This is a genomic window from Exiguobacterium oxidotolerans JCM 12280 (genome assembly GCF_000702625.1).
GTDB lineage: Bacteria > Bacillota > Bacilli > Exiguobacteriales > Exiguobacteriaceae > Exiguobacterium_A > Exiguobacterium_A oxidotolerans.
In genome coordinates this window covers 886,063-900,423 of sequence record NZ_JNIS01000001.1, presented here as the reverse complement: position 1 = coordinate 900,423, position 14,361 = coordinate 886,063, and the positions used below count along the sequence as shown (strand labels likewise).

Annotated in this window: 17 protein-coding genes, 1 other RNA gene and 1 pseudogene; 17 read left to right on the top strand and 2 right to left on the bottom strand. The window is 49.0% G+C overall.

Going from position 1 to position 14,361, the window contains the following annotated elements:
- The first annotated feature begins 30 nt into the window (after positions 1-30).
- The 4 genes from smpB (at position 31) to P403_RS0104615 (ending at position 2,895) form a co-directional block, all read left to right on the top strand.
- Positions 31-501 carry an SsrA-binding protein SmpB gene (gene smpB, locus P403_RS0104625; protein ID WP_029331331.1) on the top strand — a complete coding sequence of 157 codons (471 nt, stop codon included), beginning with the start codon at positions 31-33 and terminating at the stop codon, positions 499-501.
- Positions 502-559: 58 nt separating this feature from the next.
- Positions 560-918: a transfer-messenger RNA gene (gene ssrA, locus P403_RS16385) on the top strand.
- 180 nt (positions 919-1,098) lie between these two features.
- Positions 1,099-2,199, top strand: coding sequence for a hypothetical protein (locus P403_RS0104620; RefSeq protein ID WP_029331328.1), 1,101 nt, complete (start codon positions 1,099-1,101; stop codon positions 2,197-2,199).
- A 186-nt stretch (positions 2,200-2,385) separates the two neighbouring features.
- Positions 2,386-2,895, top strand: coding sequence for a GNAT family N-acetyltransferase (locus P403_RS0104615; protein ID WP_029331326.1), 510 nt, complete (start codon positions 2,386-2,388; stop codon positions 2,893-2,895).
- Between the two features lie 56 nt (positions 2,896-2,951).
- On the opposite strand, the gene hxlR is transcribed toward P403_RS0104615, so the two are convergent.
- Complete coding sequence (gene hxlR, locus P403_RS0104610) at positions 2,952-3,317, bottom strand: transcriptional activator HxlR (RefSeq protein WP_029331319.1); 366 nt, start codon at positions 3,315-3,317, stop codon at positions 2,952-2,954.
- A gap of 204 nt (positions 3,318-3,521) precedes the next feature.
- Between hxlR and hxlA the strand changes: the two genes are divergently transcribed.
- From hxlA to P403_RS0104595, 3 genes are all read left to right on the top strand, one after another.
- Positions 3,522-4,157, top strand: a complete 636-nt coding sequence (hxlA, locus tag P403_RS0104605) for a 3-hexulose-6-phosphate synthase (protein ID WP_029331318.1) — start codon at positions 3,522-3,524, stop codon at positions 4,155-4,157.
- Positions 4,158-4,706, top strand: a complete 549-nt coding sequence (hxlB, locus tag P403_RS0104600; RefSeq protein WP_029331317.1) for a 6-phospho-3-hexuloisomerase — start codon at positions 4,158-4,160, stop codon at positions 4,704-4,706.
- A gap of 224 nt (positions 4,707-4,930) precedes the next feature.
- On the top strand, positions 4,931-5,710 hold the full coding sequence (locus tag P403_RS0104595) for a hypothetical protein (RefSeq protein ID WP_029331316.1): 780 nt from the start codon (positions 4,931-4,933) through the stop codon (positions 5,708-5,710).
- Between the two features lie 39 nt (positions 5,711-5,749).
- On the opposite strand, the gene hisJ is transcribed toward P403_RS0104595, so the two are convergent.
- On the bottom strand, positions 5,750-6,544 hold the full coding sequence (gene hisJ, locus P403_RS0104590; protein ID WP_029331315.1) for a histidinol-phosphatase HisJ: 795 nt from the start codon (positions 6,542-6,544) through the stop codon (positions 5,750-5,752).
- Between the two features lie 131 nt (positions 6,545-6,675).
- Here hisJ and P403_RS0104585 point away from each other — a divergent pair, with 131 nt between their 5' ends.
- From P403_RS0104585 to trhA, 10 genes and pseudogenes are all read left to right on the top strand, one after another.
- Positions 6,676-7,497 carry an ATP phosphoribosyltransferase regulatory subunit gene (locus P403_RS0104585; protein ID WP_029331314.1) on the top strand — a complete coding sequence of 274 codons (822 nt, stop codon included), beginning with the start codon at positions 6,676-6,678 and terminating at the stop codon, positions 7,495-7,497.
- Entirely contained in the window at positions 7,498-8,106 is a 609-nt protein-coding gene (gene hisG / locus P403_RS0104580; protein ID WP_029331313.1) for an ATP phosphoribosyltransferase, read from the top strand.
- Positions 8,106-9,323 (top strand): histidinol dehydrogenase, encoded by a 1,218-nt coding sequence (gene hisD, locus P403_RS0104575; protein ID WP_029331312.1) that lies wholly within the window; start codon positions 8,106-8,108, stop codon positions 9,321-9,323. Before hisG ends, hisD begins: the two co-directional genes overlap by 1 nt.
- Complete coding sequence (locus P403_RS0104570) at positions 9,323-10,294, top strand: pyridoxal phosphate-dependent aminotransferase (RefSeq protein ID WP_029331311.1); 972 nt, start codon at positions 9,323-9,325, stop codon at positions 10,292-10,294. The genes hisD and P403_RS0104570 overlap by 1 nt, the downstream gene beginning before the upstream one ends.
- The gene (hisB, locus tag P403_RS0104565) at positions 10,267-10,848 is read left to right on the top strand and encodes an imidazoleglycerol-phosphate dehydratase HisB (protein WP_029331310.1); all 582 of its coding nucleotides are present in this window, start codon (positions 10,267-10,269) and stop codon (positions 10,846-10,848) included. Before P403_RS0104570 ends, hisB begins: the two co-directional genes overlap by 28 nt.
- On the top strand, positions 10,845-11,432 hold the full coding sequence (hisH, locus tag P403_RS0104560; RefSeq protein ID WP_029331309.1) for an imidazole glycerol phosphate synthase subunit HisH: 588 nt from the start codon (positions 10,845-10,847) through the stop codon (positions 11,430-11,432). The genes hisB and hisH overlap by 4 nt, the downstream gene beginning before the upstream one ends.
- Complete coding sequence (gene hisA / locus P403_RS0104555) at positions 11,405-12,109, top strand: 1-(5-phosphoribosyl)-5-[(5-phosphoribosylamino)methylideneamino]imidazole-4-carboxamide isomerase (RefSeq protein WP_029331308.1); 705 nt, start codon at positions 11,405-11,407, stop codon at positions 12,107-12,109. The genes hisH and hisA overlap by 28 nt, the downstream gene beginning before the upstream one ends.
- Positions 12,103-12,852, top strand: a complete 750-nt coding sequence (gene hisF, locus P403_RS0104550) for an imidazole glycerol phosphate synthase subunit HisF (RefSeq protein ID WP_029331307.1) — start codon at positions 12,103-12,105, stop codon at positions 12,850-12,852. Before hisA ends, hisF begins: the two co-directional genes overlap by 7 nt.
- Positions 12,849-13,464 (top strand): annotated as a pseudogene (hisIE, locus tag P403_RS17005) (bifunctional phosphoribosyl-AMP cyclohydrolase/phosphoribosyl-ATP diphosphatase HisIE). Before hisF ends, hisIE begins: the two are co-directional and overlap by 4 nt.
- A gap of 202 nt (positions 13,465-13,666) precedes the next feature.
- The gene (trhA, locus tag P403_RS0104540) at positions 13,667-14,350 is read left to right on the top strand and encodes a PAQR family membrane homeostasis protein TrhA (protein ID WP_051667475.1); all 684 of its coding nucleotides are present in this window, start codon (positions 13,667-13,669) and stop codon (positions 14,348-14,350) included.
- Positions 14,351-14,361 lie beyond the last annotated feature (11 nt).

Here is a 14,361-nt window from a genome sequence, read left to right as displayed (position 1 = left end):
GCTTCTGTTTAGAAATGTGGTGGAAGAGAGATGCCAAAAGGTACAAGTTCAAAAGTATTAGCCAACAACAAACGGGCGTCGTTTGATTATGCGATTGAAGATACGATCGAAGCGGGTCTCGTCTTGACGGGAACCGAAATCAAATCGGTCCGTAAAGGAAAAATCAGTATCGGCGACGCGTTCGTCCGGTTTGACGGCGGGGAAGCGATTCTCTGGAACTCGAACATCGCCCACTTCGAACAAGGGAACCGGTACAACCACGAACAGCTCCGTCCGCGGAAACTGTTGCTGCACAAAAAACAGATCGCCAACTTGATGGGATCGGTCTCGCGCGACGGTTACACGATTGTGCCGCTGAAGGTTTACATCAAGAACGGCTACGCGAAATGTCTGATCGGACTCGGCCGCGGGAAGAAGAAATTCGACAAGCGCGATGATCTGAAGAAGAAGGATGCAAAACGCGATATCGACCGTGCATTACGCGACAAGCAAAAGTATTGAACCCGTAACACTTTTCTGCTATTATAATAGTATTCGGAAAGCCCCAATTTTATATCTTGGGGACGTTACGGATTCGACGGGGGTAGTTCGGTCTTCTGTGGCGTGTCGAGGGGTCGGCCTCGTTAAAACGCATCAGCCATAACTGGCAAAACTAACACACAACTCGCAGCAGCTTAATAGCAGCTACGGATCCTAGCAGCCGTCGCCTGGTCGGCTGATTTCTAGGGTCTCACTTTAAACAGGCTACGCTTGGACCCTTCCGTCTGGAGGGAAAGAGAAGAGATGGAATCAGACTGGTCGGACGGACGCCTGTCAATTGGCAGCCTGACGACGAGATTCTAATAAATTGACTACACACGTAGAAGCTTAAGTATACGATGCCTTCGGACGTGGGTTCGACTCCCACCGTCTCCATACCCTGAAATCGTTAAGATTTCAAGAAAAGTGTCAAAACCCTTAATATACAATAGGGTTTTGGCATTTTTCATTTAACTTAATGTAAATTATCTCATTTTTTATAATTATATTTATTACTTAGAAAAATAGTCAGGCTTTCAAACATCATTTTTTAAAAAGTATTATTATTTAGGAGGAGAAATGAGTATTAGTGAATTAATAATTAGTAGTGTAAACATAATATTAACGCTAATTGACACGAAGTGGTTTCAACCACTTCTTATTGCTTTTTTAGCGGCTATTTTCACGCAAAGGCTAAATAATAGTTTGACTAGAAAACGTGAAAAAGATAATAAAAGAGTAGAAACTTTAAAAAGTTTTTACTATAAAATAGTACCTGAAATTTATGATTACTTTACGATAGAAACAGATTTTAGAAAGGGACATGATCTTAAAAGTCATGTGAAAGCTCGAGATTTAAAGAAAAGAATTCTTAACCTAATTTCTGAAAACACACTTTATGTAAACTATGAAATTCATGAGAAATATAGAAAAGTAATGAAAAATAAATACTTTGATGATTTATCAGGATTTCAAGTTGAAGTTGCAGAAATTGAATTATTTCATACAATTGTAGAAGAATATATACGAGTTTTAAAAGATATTGAAAATATTGATACAAAATTAGATTACCAATATGCATGTCTTTTAATAATATGGAAAAATACTATAGCATATTGTGGGGATTACGGATTAGCATACCCAGCGATTTCGAAAAATTTTTATTTTAACTCAAACGAATTGAATAAAAAAACGTTAGAGAAACTTAGAAAATTAGAGATGGAAAGAATATATTCTAATGAACACAAAGTATTATTTAGACAGATTTTAAAAAAAATAGTATCTGAAAAATCCATAAATAAAAAAGAAAAAGATGATTTTATAAATGAGTTTTTTATACAAACACATGAAGTTAATAATAGTCATGCTATAGCTGTTTTAAGTAATATAGATATTAACTTTGGTAATTTAACAGTAGATTTACGCACAGAATATAGAAAAGTATTACTTACTGAGTTATATAATGATAAGTATTATAAGTTCGATGAATCAAAATACGATTTTAATTATGATAATAAAATCTTTAGTTCACTGCACAGTGAACTAATAAATGCTATAAATTACCTAAAAGAAAAAGGATTAGTTAGACTAGAAATAGATGAGCAAAGAACACGGTTAATAATTACTGCTGATGGAGAAGATCTGTATGAGAAAAGATTCTTTTCAGATGAATATATTTAATATTTTTGTTTTATTTTTTATTTAAAGAAAAGTCTTTGTCTAGCTGTATTTTAAGTATCTTTAAAGTATAAGGATACTGATCTTTAATACTATATCTTTAAAAAGGTTACATGTTACGTTTTAATCAAGTACACTAAAAGAACTAATTTTTTCATATTATGTTTTATGGAAACGGAGCTGACACCTATGATACGACGTGCCACCTTGATGGACGGAAAGGCCTTATCGGACTTGATGCGACGAATTGATCGGGAAACGAAATATATGTTGTATGAACCGGAAGAACGCAGCATGTCGACGGAGCAGGCGGAAGCGTTCATCGAACGATTTGGTCAGGCAGCAAACTCGGATATCTTCGTCGTCGATGTCGATGAGCAACTCGTCGGCTATGTGTTGGTCGTCGGTGGAAAACCAAGCCGGATCCGTCACCGGGCGAACCTTGTCATCGGTTTGCTCGATGCCTATACGGGTCGCGGGCTTGGTGCCGATTTACTCGAAGCAGTCGATACGTTTGCCGTTGAAGCGGGACTTGTCCGGCTGGAATTGACGGTTCGGAAAGATAACCTGCGGGCGATTGAGCTCTATCATAAGTTTGGCTTCAACATCGAAGGCACACGAATTGCCTCGCTGTTTATTGACGGCGAGTACGTCGACGAACTGGCGATGTCGAAGATTTTTACAGCGGAAGAAACCTAAAAAAAGATGCTCGGTTGTCTCCTCTCAGATTGAGACGGGACAGACGAGCATCTTTTTTATTGGGACAATTTTTGTTGTTCAAAGTCGACTTCAAGGACATTTTTGGCGTAATCCTTGCCCCAGTCGTACATCGCGTCTAAAATCGGCATCAGGCTGTGACCATGTGGCGTCAACGAATATTCGACCTTCGGCGGAACGACCGGATACACTTCCCGGTGAATGACATGGTGATCTTCCAGCTCCCGTAACTGATTGACGAGCATTCGTTGCGTAATGCCAGGCATCAGGTTTTTCAGCTCTCCGAAGCGTTTGGTGCCTTCTTTACCAAGGTGCCAAAGGATCAGCATCTTCCATTTCCCCCCGATGATTGATAGGGTCAATTCCTTTTCACAATTAAACTGCCGGTCTTCAAAATGTGGCATCGTTCCACCTCCTTTTTCAGTATAGCGCTCTTGTCAGCGACAGTATACTTTTCCGCACTATGTATGAAAAACCGCACTATGTAAATTAAAAGTGCGTACTTCCCAAGTTCGTCTATGAGGATTATATTTAGTCCTGTTCCTTCACGAACGTCAGAAGGAAGTGCCAGGATCCATAAATAGAGAGAAGAATGGGAGAGATCAATTATGAAATTACAACTCGCGATCGATTTAGTCGATACAGCAGGTGCCATCGCTTTAGTCAAAGAAATTGGCGAAGAAAACTTGGATATCGTTGAGATCGGGACACCGGTCGTCATCAACGAAGGGCTTCGTGCCGTTAAAGAAATGAAAGCAACGTTCCCGAACTTAACGGTTCTCGCCGACTTAAAAATCATGGATGCTGCCGGCTATGAAGTCAGCCAAGCTGTCGCACACGGTGCCGACATCGTGACGATTCTTGGAGCTGCGGAAGATATGTCGATCCAAGGTGCGGTTGAAGAAGCGAAAAAATCAGGCAAGAAGATTTTGGTTGATATGATTGCTGTCAAAGATATCGCGACACGTGCGAAAGAGCTTGATGAACTCGGTGTTGACTACATCTGTGTCCACACAGGTTACGATCTTCAAGCCGTCGGTCAAAACTCGTTCGAAGATCTCGCGACAATCAAATCGGTTGTTAAAAACGCAAAAACAGCAGTTGCTGGTGGCATCAAGATGGAAACATTACCGGAAGTCATCGCAGCGCGTCCAGACCTCATCATCGTCGGTGGCGGAATTACCGGACAAGACGACAAACAAGGAACAGCGTCAACGATGCGTCGGATGCTGCAAGAGGCGTAAATGACACATATTCAAACGATTGTACAAGAGCTGACGTCGACGGTCGAAGCGATTGATCAAGCCGAGACGACGCAACTCGCGGAAGCCGTTCTGAAGGCAGACCGGATCTTTCTCGCTGGAGCCGGTCGCTCCGGCTTGATGGGCAAAGCGTTTGTCATGCGCCTGATGCACATGAACTTCGATGCATATGTCGTCGGTGAGACGGTCACCGCGAACTTGCGTGAAGGAGACTTGTTGATCATCGGATCAGGATCCGGTGAGACGAAAACACTCGTCCCGATTGTCGAGAAAGCGAAACAAATCGGTGGAACCGTCGCGGTCGTCACGATTGCGCCGACGTCGACACTGGCGAAGTTAGCGGATCTTACAGTCAAGCTGCCCGGCGTTCCGAAAGAGCGGACAGCCACGGCCGACGAAACGGTTCAGCCGATGGGATCATTGTTTGAACAAACGATGTTGCTGTTCTATGATGCCTTGATTCTTCACATTATGGCGGCAAAACAACTTGATTCAAAAACGATGTACGGCAAACATGCTAATTTAGAGTGAAATAGATATGTGAAAAAGATTAGTCCTCTTCTTAAAGTGAAGAAACGGCTAATCTTTTTTTGTAGGGCTGATCCATTCATTACATACATCAAACGCTCAGAATTTCTGAGCAATTTTTTAGTGTAAGGAAACTTGGATTCCCTTATTTTTGTAAATTAAATGCCAAACGTTGTTGTGAACTGTGCGATACTAAATGCATGACGAATCTTACGAAGGAGAGACACATGCGATTTAAACGATTCGATTTGATCAGCACACTGCTTCTTGCGACTATCTTGACCGGTTGTGCAGAACCGGAACAACTTCGCTCCTTGAGTCATCAAGAAATGAAATGGATCGATGATACTACGGCGGATGGTGGAACGACATCAGACGCCATCGTGAAGAGGATCAAAGTGGATGCATTTCCGCAAGATGCGGCTTCTTTTGAAGAGGGAGTCCGTCGCCACCTGAAATTTCAATTCAAGGACGGGACGTCGGCGCATCCGACAGCGACCGACTTATGGAGCAGTGCCGTCGTCGGGGACTATGCCACGGCGACACTCCATTATCCGAAAGGGGCAAATCGCCTTGCCATCTTGACGTATCAACGACAAGCAGAGACTTGGATTTTAAAAGACATCCTGTTTGAAGACATCAAGCCGATAAAAGCTACCAGTGCGGCGAACGGTCTGAAGCTGCCGTTCTCGACATTTCAAGCAATTGAGAGTAGTACAATTTCTAATCAAGATTCCAGGATGATGCGGCTATTTCATACGAAAACGGATGCTGTAGTGATCACCGTCCTCCCGAAGCAGGACGTTACTGCGTCTGACTGGAAAACAAGTACACTTGCAGACGGCCGAACGGCTTATATGCAGGAGAACAACCAAGAGGCGAACCTGTATTATGCGGACGACAATCAACTCGTCCTCTTATCGGGCAATCTGTCGCTTTCGCAACTGCAACAGTTAGCGGTGACGATTGCGCCTGTCAGCTCAGACAGTTTCCCGTACTCGAAGTAATGAAAAAACCGGACGCCAGGCGGCATCCGGGTTTTTTGTTTACCATTTAAAATCAAAATCAGCCCCGACATCTTTCGCGAGATGCGCATCCGATCCGTAAACGAGCGGAATCGATAAAGACTGCGTGACTTGGAGGAGTTCCGGGTAAGGATAGGAAAGACCACATAACGGTTTACGGAGGCCTGCTGTGTTGACGTCGAGCGTGAAGTCCGCCTGACGGATTTTCCGTAACGTATCGTCGAGGTTCGCCGGGTTTGACTCAAGCGGATAGGCTTGGATGAACTTCGTCGGCAACGTCAAGTGACCGAGACGCTTCGGCTGGTGTTTCCCTAAGTCCGTCATGACGAGTGCCTGGATGCCTTCGTAGTAGCGCTCGTGGGCGGCTGTGACGCTGCCGAGTTTCGTGACGATCTCACCAAAACTTTCTTTACTGAAGTCGACCATGTAATACCGGTCCCCGATCCAAAGGTAATGCAGCGACAGAATGCCATCCGTCAGCTCGGGACCATAGCGGGCGATGATATCACGTGTCCCTTCGACATCGTTCTCCCAGTAGTCAAACTCCATCCCAATCCGAATCTCAATGTCGTTTTTATACTTCTCCCGTAACGTCTTCAGCTCCTCGATGTAGCGTTCGGCCGTCGCAAACGTCATTCCGGAATCGTTGTCGGGTGCCGGATCGATAAGACCTTCCGGAAGCGGGGCGTGCTCGGTGAAACTGATTCGTTCGAGCCCTTGTTGTAAGGCACGTTCGATATAAGCTTCAAGCGGATCCTTTGTTCCGTGTGGACAATACGGGCTGTGGACGTGACCGTCCCATTTCATTAAATGCATGACAAAACCTCCAATATGTTTTTTTAAGTAGTAAAACAGGCAAAACGATTGACAAGCGGACCGTAAAAAAGGTATCTTATCGTTAAATAATTTAGCGTGGTACAGTGATAATAAGATAAAGGAGTGGCGACATGCAATCATTTTCTACGATTCGACTCAAGGACGGGGCGACAGACTATGTCGGACCGTCAGCAGAACGTCTGCAACGCGTCATCCGTCAGCTTGAGGATGGACTGGAACAATCTAACTATACCCGATTAATCACACCTTTAATTGAAGAAATTGGTGGACGGGAACAAATTCGGATGGACTTTACGACAAGTGTCGCCCGCGCCCTCAGTGAGCGTGGCCGTGAACAATATAAGCGTGTCTTTTACAGTGGTTCGGTCTTTCAGCCGGAAGAGAAGTTCCAAGTCGGGTTTGAGGAACGGGGCGAGATCGCAGCGATTGAAGCGATTCAGCTGGCCGTCCGCCTGATTGAAGAATTGACGGGCAAAGCAGTCACGTTATCGATTGGCGACGCCGGACTGATTGAACATTTGATTGAGACTCGAGTCGGTGATCACCACTTGCGCGACCAGGTGACGCAAATGTTGCGCTTACGGAACGTGATTGAACTGAAACAAATCGCCCGCGAACTCGATGATGAATTGCTGGCAAAACTGCCACTATTATTCGGACGTGAAGGCGCAGAACAAATCTTACCGTTCGTCGATGAAACACGCTTGAACGCGGTCCTTGATTTAGCGGACGCCGTCAATGCCGATCTCGACTTCGGACAGATGGGCTTACAGACCTATTATGACGGCGTGACGATCCACGGTTTCATCGATGGTGTGACGGAGCCTGTCTTGGTCGGCGGTCGTTACGATCGGCTGTATGAACAATTTGGTCAACAACAACAAGCGTTCGGCATCGGATTTTCGGTCGAACGGCTTGCGGAGGTGCTGTAAATGCGAATCGGAATCACGAAAGGACGCCTGTCGAAAGCGACCGAGCGTTACTTAAAAGAAGCAGGCGTCGAGACATGGGGCGCAATCGAACGTGAATTGATCGTCAAACGGGGCGAGCATGAATTCGTCTTCATGAAAGGATCGGACTTAATCCCGTATGTTGCCCAGGGCGTCCTTGACGTCGCGATCACCGGCAGTGACATCTTACTCGAGTCGGATCAAGAGTTATCGGAACTGACGGAGTTACCGTTCGGCGTCTGCCGGATGTCAGTCTGTGCGAAAGAGCCGCTCCAGTTCGAAGGCGGACGCCGGGTCCGGATTGCAACGAAGTATCCGGTCATCGCAAAACGCTACTTCAGTGAACTCGGCGTCGACGTCGATATCGTGCCGCTGAACGGATCAGTCGAACTGGCACCGCTCCTCGGTCTCGCCGATGCGATCGTCGATATCGTCGAGACGGGCGAGACATTACGGGCGAACGGACTGAACGAATACGAAAAAATCATCGACATCAGTGCCCGGTTCTTTACGAGCGAATGGACACTGAAACGCAAACGGGTCGAAGTGATTCAACTACTGGAACAGCTGACAGAAGGAGTGACACGGTAATGGCAACGACAAAAAACTTCAGCGTCGACCGTGAGACGGAGCAAACCGTCCGGTCGATCCTTGAAACGGTCGCAAACGACGGTGACGCAGCAGTCCGTCGCTATACGGCACAGTTCGACAACATCGAACTGACGGATTTACGATTAGACGAAATACGGATTCAACAAGCATTCGAGCGGGCAGATGCGAATCTGGTCGACTCGCTTAAATTGATGGCGACACGCCTCGTCGAGTGGCACGAAGCGGAATTACCGTCTGATATCGAACTCGTCGAAACGGATATTACACGGCGGCAACGGTTCCTGCCTGTCGATTCGGTCGGGATTTACGTTCCGGGTGGTGCGGCAAGTTATCCGTCGACCGTCCTGATGAATGCAATTCCGGCAAAAGTTGCCGGTGTCGAACGGATCGTCATGGTGACACCCGTGACAGGACTGACGGATGAAGTCCTGGTCGCGGCTCAAATTGCCGGTGTGACGGAAATCTATACGATTGGTGGCGCGCAAGCCGTCGCTGCCTTGACGTTCGGTACAGAAACGATTGGTGCCGTCGATTTGATCGTCGGACCGGGAAACCGGTTTGTCGCGGAAGCAAAACGCCAAGTCTACGGCATCGTCGGGATTGATTCCGTTGCCGGACCGTCGGAAGTCGTCGTCATCGCGGATGAGACAGCGCACCCGGACCGGATTGCCGCTGATTTACTTGCCCAGGCAGAACACGACCGGGACGCCGTCGCGATCGCCTTCGTCCCGACGGAAGCGATGAAAGCAGACGTCGATGCCAACATCGAAACACGCCTGCAACAACTGCCGCGTCAGGAAATTGCACGCCGGGCAATGGAAAACGGCGGGGTCTTCGTTGCCTCACTCGAGCAAGCGATTGAGGAAGCAAACCGCTTGGCAGCGGAACACTTGGAACTCGCCGTCGCCAATCCGCAAGACGTCGTCAAATTGATCCGTCACGCCGGGATGATTTTCCTCGGTCACGAAACGCCGGAAACGCTCGGGGACTATGTCGCCGGAACGAACCACGTCTTACCGACATCAGGGACGGCACGCTTCGCGTCCGGCTTATCGGCCCGGACATTCCTGCGTCACCAGACGATGCTTGAAGCAACACGCGAAGGCGTCCAACGTCTTGCCAATGCCGCAAAAACCGTTGCCCGGGTTGAAGGACTCGAAGCACACGCACAAGCGATAGAAGTGAGGGAAAACTGATGCGACTCCACCAAAATGAACGCTTTACTGCCCATAGTACGATTGGAATCGAGACGATTAAGCAACTCGTCGAGACGTTTCCGTTAAATGAATATCCGGTCGAAATCATCGACCAAGTCAAAACGTCTTACAGCACCTATGCCGGTGTCCGTCCGACGCAACTCGTGGCCGGGAACGGCTCCGATGAACTGATCGGCTATCTCTGCGCCCGCTATGCTGGTCCAGAGTCACCGGTCATTGCCTCGCAACCGGACTTCGTCATGTATCAGTTTTATGCCGACCGGGCACGGGCCGACTTCAGTAAAGTCCCGCTTCTTGACGGGATGGCACTTGACGTCGACGGCTTGCTTGCTGCACCGGGGAATATCATCTTCATCAGTCACCCGCACAATCCGTCGGGGATCTTACGAAAAGAAGCCGACGTGCGCCGGTTACTCGACAGCGGCAAATACGTTGTTATCGATGAAGCCTACATCGATTTCGACCTCGAGCAGTCGATGGTCGGCTTACTCGAGGAGTATCCGAACGCCATCATTCTTCGGACGTTATCAAAAGCATTTGGTCTTGCGTCCCTGCGCCTTGGCTTCCTGATTGCCAGTGAAGCGATTGTCGCGGAAGTCGAACAAATCAAGTCGCCGTATAATGTATCCGGCCTTTCGGCAGCCGTCGGGATCGCCATTATGGCCGAACCGGAGCTTGATCTTGTCTTAGCGGAAACGTATACGAGCCGGGACACGATTACCCGTCTCGTCGAGCCGCTCGGAACAACCTATCCGAGTGCCGCGAATTTCGTTTATGTCGAATATGATGAAGCGGAACGTTTCACCGAACGGTGTGCGAGCGCCGGACTGCGGATCCGCTTGTTTGACGGAGCGTTCCGGATCAGCTGTGGTTCGGTTGAATCAATGAACGTACTAGAAAGATGTGTAGAGGAGGAAATGCAATGCGTCGTGGGACAAGCGAACGAGTAAGTTCAGAATCAGAAATCAAGGTCGCGGTCGATCTCGCGGGAGGCCCGGTCGAAATCAAAACTGGGGTCGGCTTCTTTGATCACATGTTGACGTTATTCGCCTTTCAAGCGCGGATCGGACTTGTCATCGAAGCGAAGGGAGATCTTTGGATCGATGCCCACCATACGGTCGAAGATACGGCGATCGTCCTCGGGGCTGCCTTGACGGAAGCACTCGGCGACAAGGCCGGGATTGAACGCTACGGTGAATCGCGTGTGCCGATGGACGAGACCTTCGCCTCCGTCGTCCTCGACTTCAGTGGACGTCCTTATACGGTCTTCCGTGCTGAATTCAAAAATCCGAAGCTCGGGGATTTCGATACGGAGCTCGCGGAAGAATTTTTCCAAGGTCTGTCGCGGAGTGCGCGGATGACGATTCATGCCGAGGTTTTGTATGGTTCAAACACGCACCACATGATTGAAGGTTTGTTCAAAGCACTCGGACGGGCCGTTCGCCAAGCGATTGCCGTGACGAGTGAAGGCGTGCCGTCGACGAAAGGACTGATTGATCAATGATCGCAATCGTAGATTATGGCGTCGGGAATATCGCGAACATCGAACGGGCGTTAAAAGAACTCGGGGAAGCCGTCATCGTCACGAGTGACATCGAACTGCTCGGACAGGCGGAAGCACTCGTCCTGCCCGGCGTCGGCGCCTATGCCCCGGCGATGGCCCGGTTAAAAGAGACCGGCTTGATTGACTTCTTGCAGGACCAAGCGACGAAAAAACCGTTCCTCGGGATTTGTCTCGGGATGCAGTTATTGTTTGAATCGAGTGACGAAAACGGTCAGACGCAAGGTCTGGGTATTTTACCGGGAACGATCGAGAAGTTACCGGAAACGGTCCGTTTACCCCATATGGGCTGGCACGAACTGACGAATCACGGCGAAGCCGTCTATTTCGTCCACTCGTACGGTGCCGTCTGCGAACCGGACTGGATTATCGATTCCGTCGAATACGGTCGACTCGTCCCGGCAATCGTCCAAAAGGACTTAGTGACGGGGATGCAATTCCACCCGGAAAAGAGTGGTGAAGTCGGACTGAAATTACTTAAAGAATGGAGAGAGACGACATGCAACTCTACCCAGCAATCGATTTAATGAGCGGACAAGCCGTCCGGCTCAAGCAAGGTGATTTTCAGCAACAAACGTTTTTCGGGGATGCGCTGACGATCGCGAAACGCTTTAAGGACGACGGCGCGACAGCGATTCACCTGATTGACTTAGATGGCGCGAAAGCCGGTGAACCCCTGCACTTGAGCTTGATCGCCGACATCAAAAAAGAGACCGGGTTGTTCGTTGAAGCAGGCGGCGGTGTCCGCAACATCGAGACGGTCGAAGCCTATGTCGGTGCCGGGATTGACCGGATCTTGATCGGGACGGTCGCCCTCGAGGACGAAGCCTTGCTCGAACAGATGATTGAAAAAGCCGGTGACAAATTAGCGGTTGCCCTGGATGCGAAAAACGGCATCGTCCAGACACGCGGCTGGCTCGAAGCAAGTGATTGGACGCTCGAACGGGCAATCGAACATTTGATTCAAAAAGGCATCAAGACGTTTTTATATACCGACATCTCGCGCGACGGGATGATGCAGGGACCGGATGTCGACGGACTCGACCGCTTGAAGCGGGACGGCGTTGAACTGATTGCGTCCGGTGGTGTGACGACGGTCGAAGACGTCGCCCGCCTGAAAGAAATCGGGATGGACGGTGCCGTCATCGGCCGTGCCTTACTCGACGGGTCGCTCTCGTTGAAAGAGGTGCTGACCGTATGTTGATGAAACGGATCATTCCCTGCCTCGACGTCAAGGAAGGGCGTGTCGTCAAAGGCGTCAAGTTCCAAAACTTACGTGACCTCGGCGACCCCGTCGCCGTCGCGAAGTACTACTATGAACAAGGGGCCGATGAACTCGTTTTGCTTGATATCTCGGCGACGCAAGAAGGACGGGAAACGATGCTTGATATCGTCGAGCGGGTCGCTGAAGTCATCTACATGCCGTTTACGGTCGGCGGTGGGATCAAGACGCTCGAGGATGCGAAACGCCTGATCCGTGCCGGTGCCGATAAAGTCTCCCTCAATTCGTCGGCTCTGCAAAATCCGCAACTTGTCCATGACGTCAGTCAGTTGTTTGGAGTCCAGGCGACGGTCGTCGCGATCGACGCCAAACGGACGGGTGATTCGTGGGGCGTCTTCTCACACGGCGGGACACAGGCTGTCGGGCGCGACGTCATCGAGTGGGCGCAGGAAGTCGTTGCGCTCGGCGCCGGCGAGTTACTCGTCACGTCGATGGACGCCGACGGGACGAAGGACGGGTATGACCTGGAACTGATTCAACGGTTACGTGACGTCGTCAACGTGCCGATCATTGCATCCGGCGGTGTCGGGACACTTGAACATTTAGCCGAGGGTCTCGAAGCAGGTGCCGACGCTGCACTTGCCGCTTCGATTTTCCACGAAGCGACGTATTCGATGCCGGAGACGAAGGACTACTTGAAGGCGAGAGGAGTCGACGTCCGATGATCGAACTGAATTTTTCAAAAGGACTCGTTGCGGCGGTGATTTTAGACGAAACGACAAACGATGTCCTGATGGTCGGGTTCATGGATCAGGCCGCTTACGACAAAACGCTTGCGACCGGACTCGTCACGTTTTTCTCGCGGACGAAGAATCGGCTCTGGACGAAGGGGGAGACGAGCGGACATACGCTTGAGCTCCGTCGCATGTGGATTGATTGTGACCAGGACAGTTTGTTGATTACGGTCAAAGCGAATGGTCCGACGTGCCACACCGGCAACCGGACATGTTTTTATACGGAAGTGGAGGTGCCCCATGCTACATGAATTAGAGCAGACAGTAAAAGAAAAAATCGCAGCGAACGAGGACTCTTCGTACACGAACTACCTCGTCCAGTCCGGACGCGAAAAAATCGCGAAGAAGTTCGGGGAAGAAGCATTTGAGGTCGTCCTCGCAGGCGATGACACACTCGCGGAAGAAACGGCAGATTTGTTGTACCACTTGACGGTTTTGCTTGCTGACCGCGGTGTCTCGTATAAAGAAGTCGAAGCGGTGCTGAACGAACGGCACGGTACAAAATCGACGTTCAAAGACCGTCCCGATATCGAACGTTGGTAAATACGAAATCCACATTCCTTTTAAGGGAAGTGGATTTTTTTGATTAAAAAGCGGGAATAGGTTAAAGTGCCCAGAGCGTCATGAAATTGTCAGAATGTTTTAATAGGCAGTCCCACGGTTCGGGCGTATAATCAAGGGCATAGTCTGTCTTGTTTAGAAAGTAGGTGTTCGTTTGGTCACAAAAAAAGAAATCACGAAAACGATTAAGGAACAATCCAAAGAAACTCTCGAGGAGTTGCTCGCAAAAGGAGACTCCTTGAAAGAGGAGATTGCCAGTGCGGTTACGCACGGGCTTGGTGTCATCTTTAGTATCGTGGCACTCGTGTTGCTTGTGTTACAGGCGACGAAATCCGGTAGTGCATGGAACGTCACGGCGGTCAGTATCTTTGGCGCGACGATGATTTTACTGTATCTGTTCTCGACATTGATGCACTCGCTGATGCATACGAAAGCGAACAAAGTCCTGCAAATTCTCGATCACGCAGGCATCTATCTCTTGATTGCCGGGAGTTACACACCGTTCGCGTTGATTACGTTACGCGGACCACTCGGTTGGACGTTGCTCGGCATCGTCTGGGGCGTCGGGACACTCGGGATGATTTGGAAACTCTATTCGACGGGGAAACACGTCTGGATTTCGAACGTTTCTTATTTGGTGCTCGGATGGTGTTGTCTCTTCGCCATTAAACCAATCTATGAAGCACTTGGTTTACAAGGGTTCTTGTTATTACTCGGCGGTGGACTCGCGTACTCACTCGGCGTCATCTTTTATGTCTGGGCTCGCTTGCCATACAATCATGCGATTTGGCATTTGTTTGTCCTCGCAGGAAGTGTCTTGATTTTCCTGTCGATTTTCTATTACGTGGCACCGGCACCAATGTCATGAAGAAACTTCGT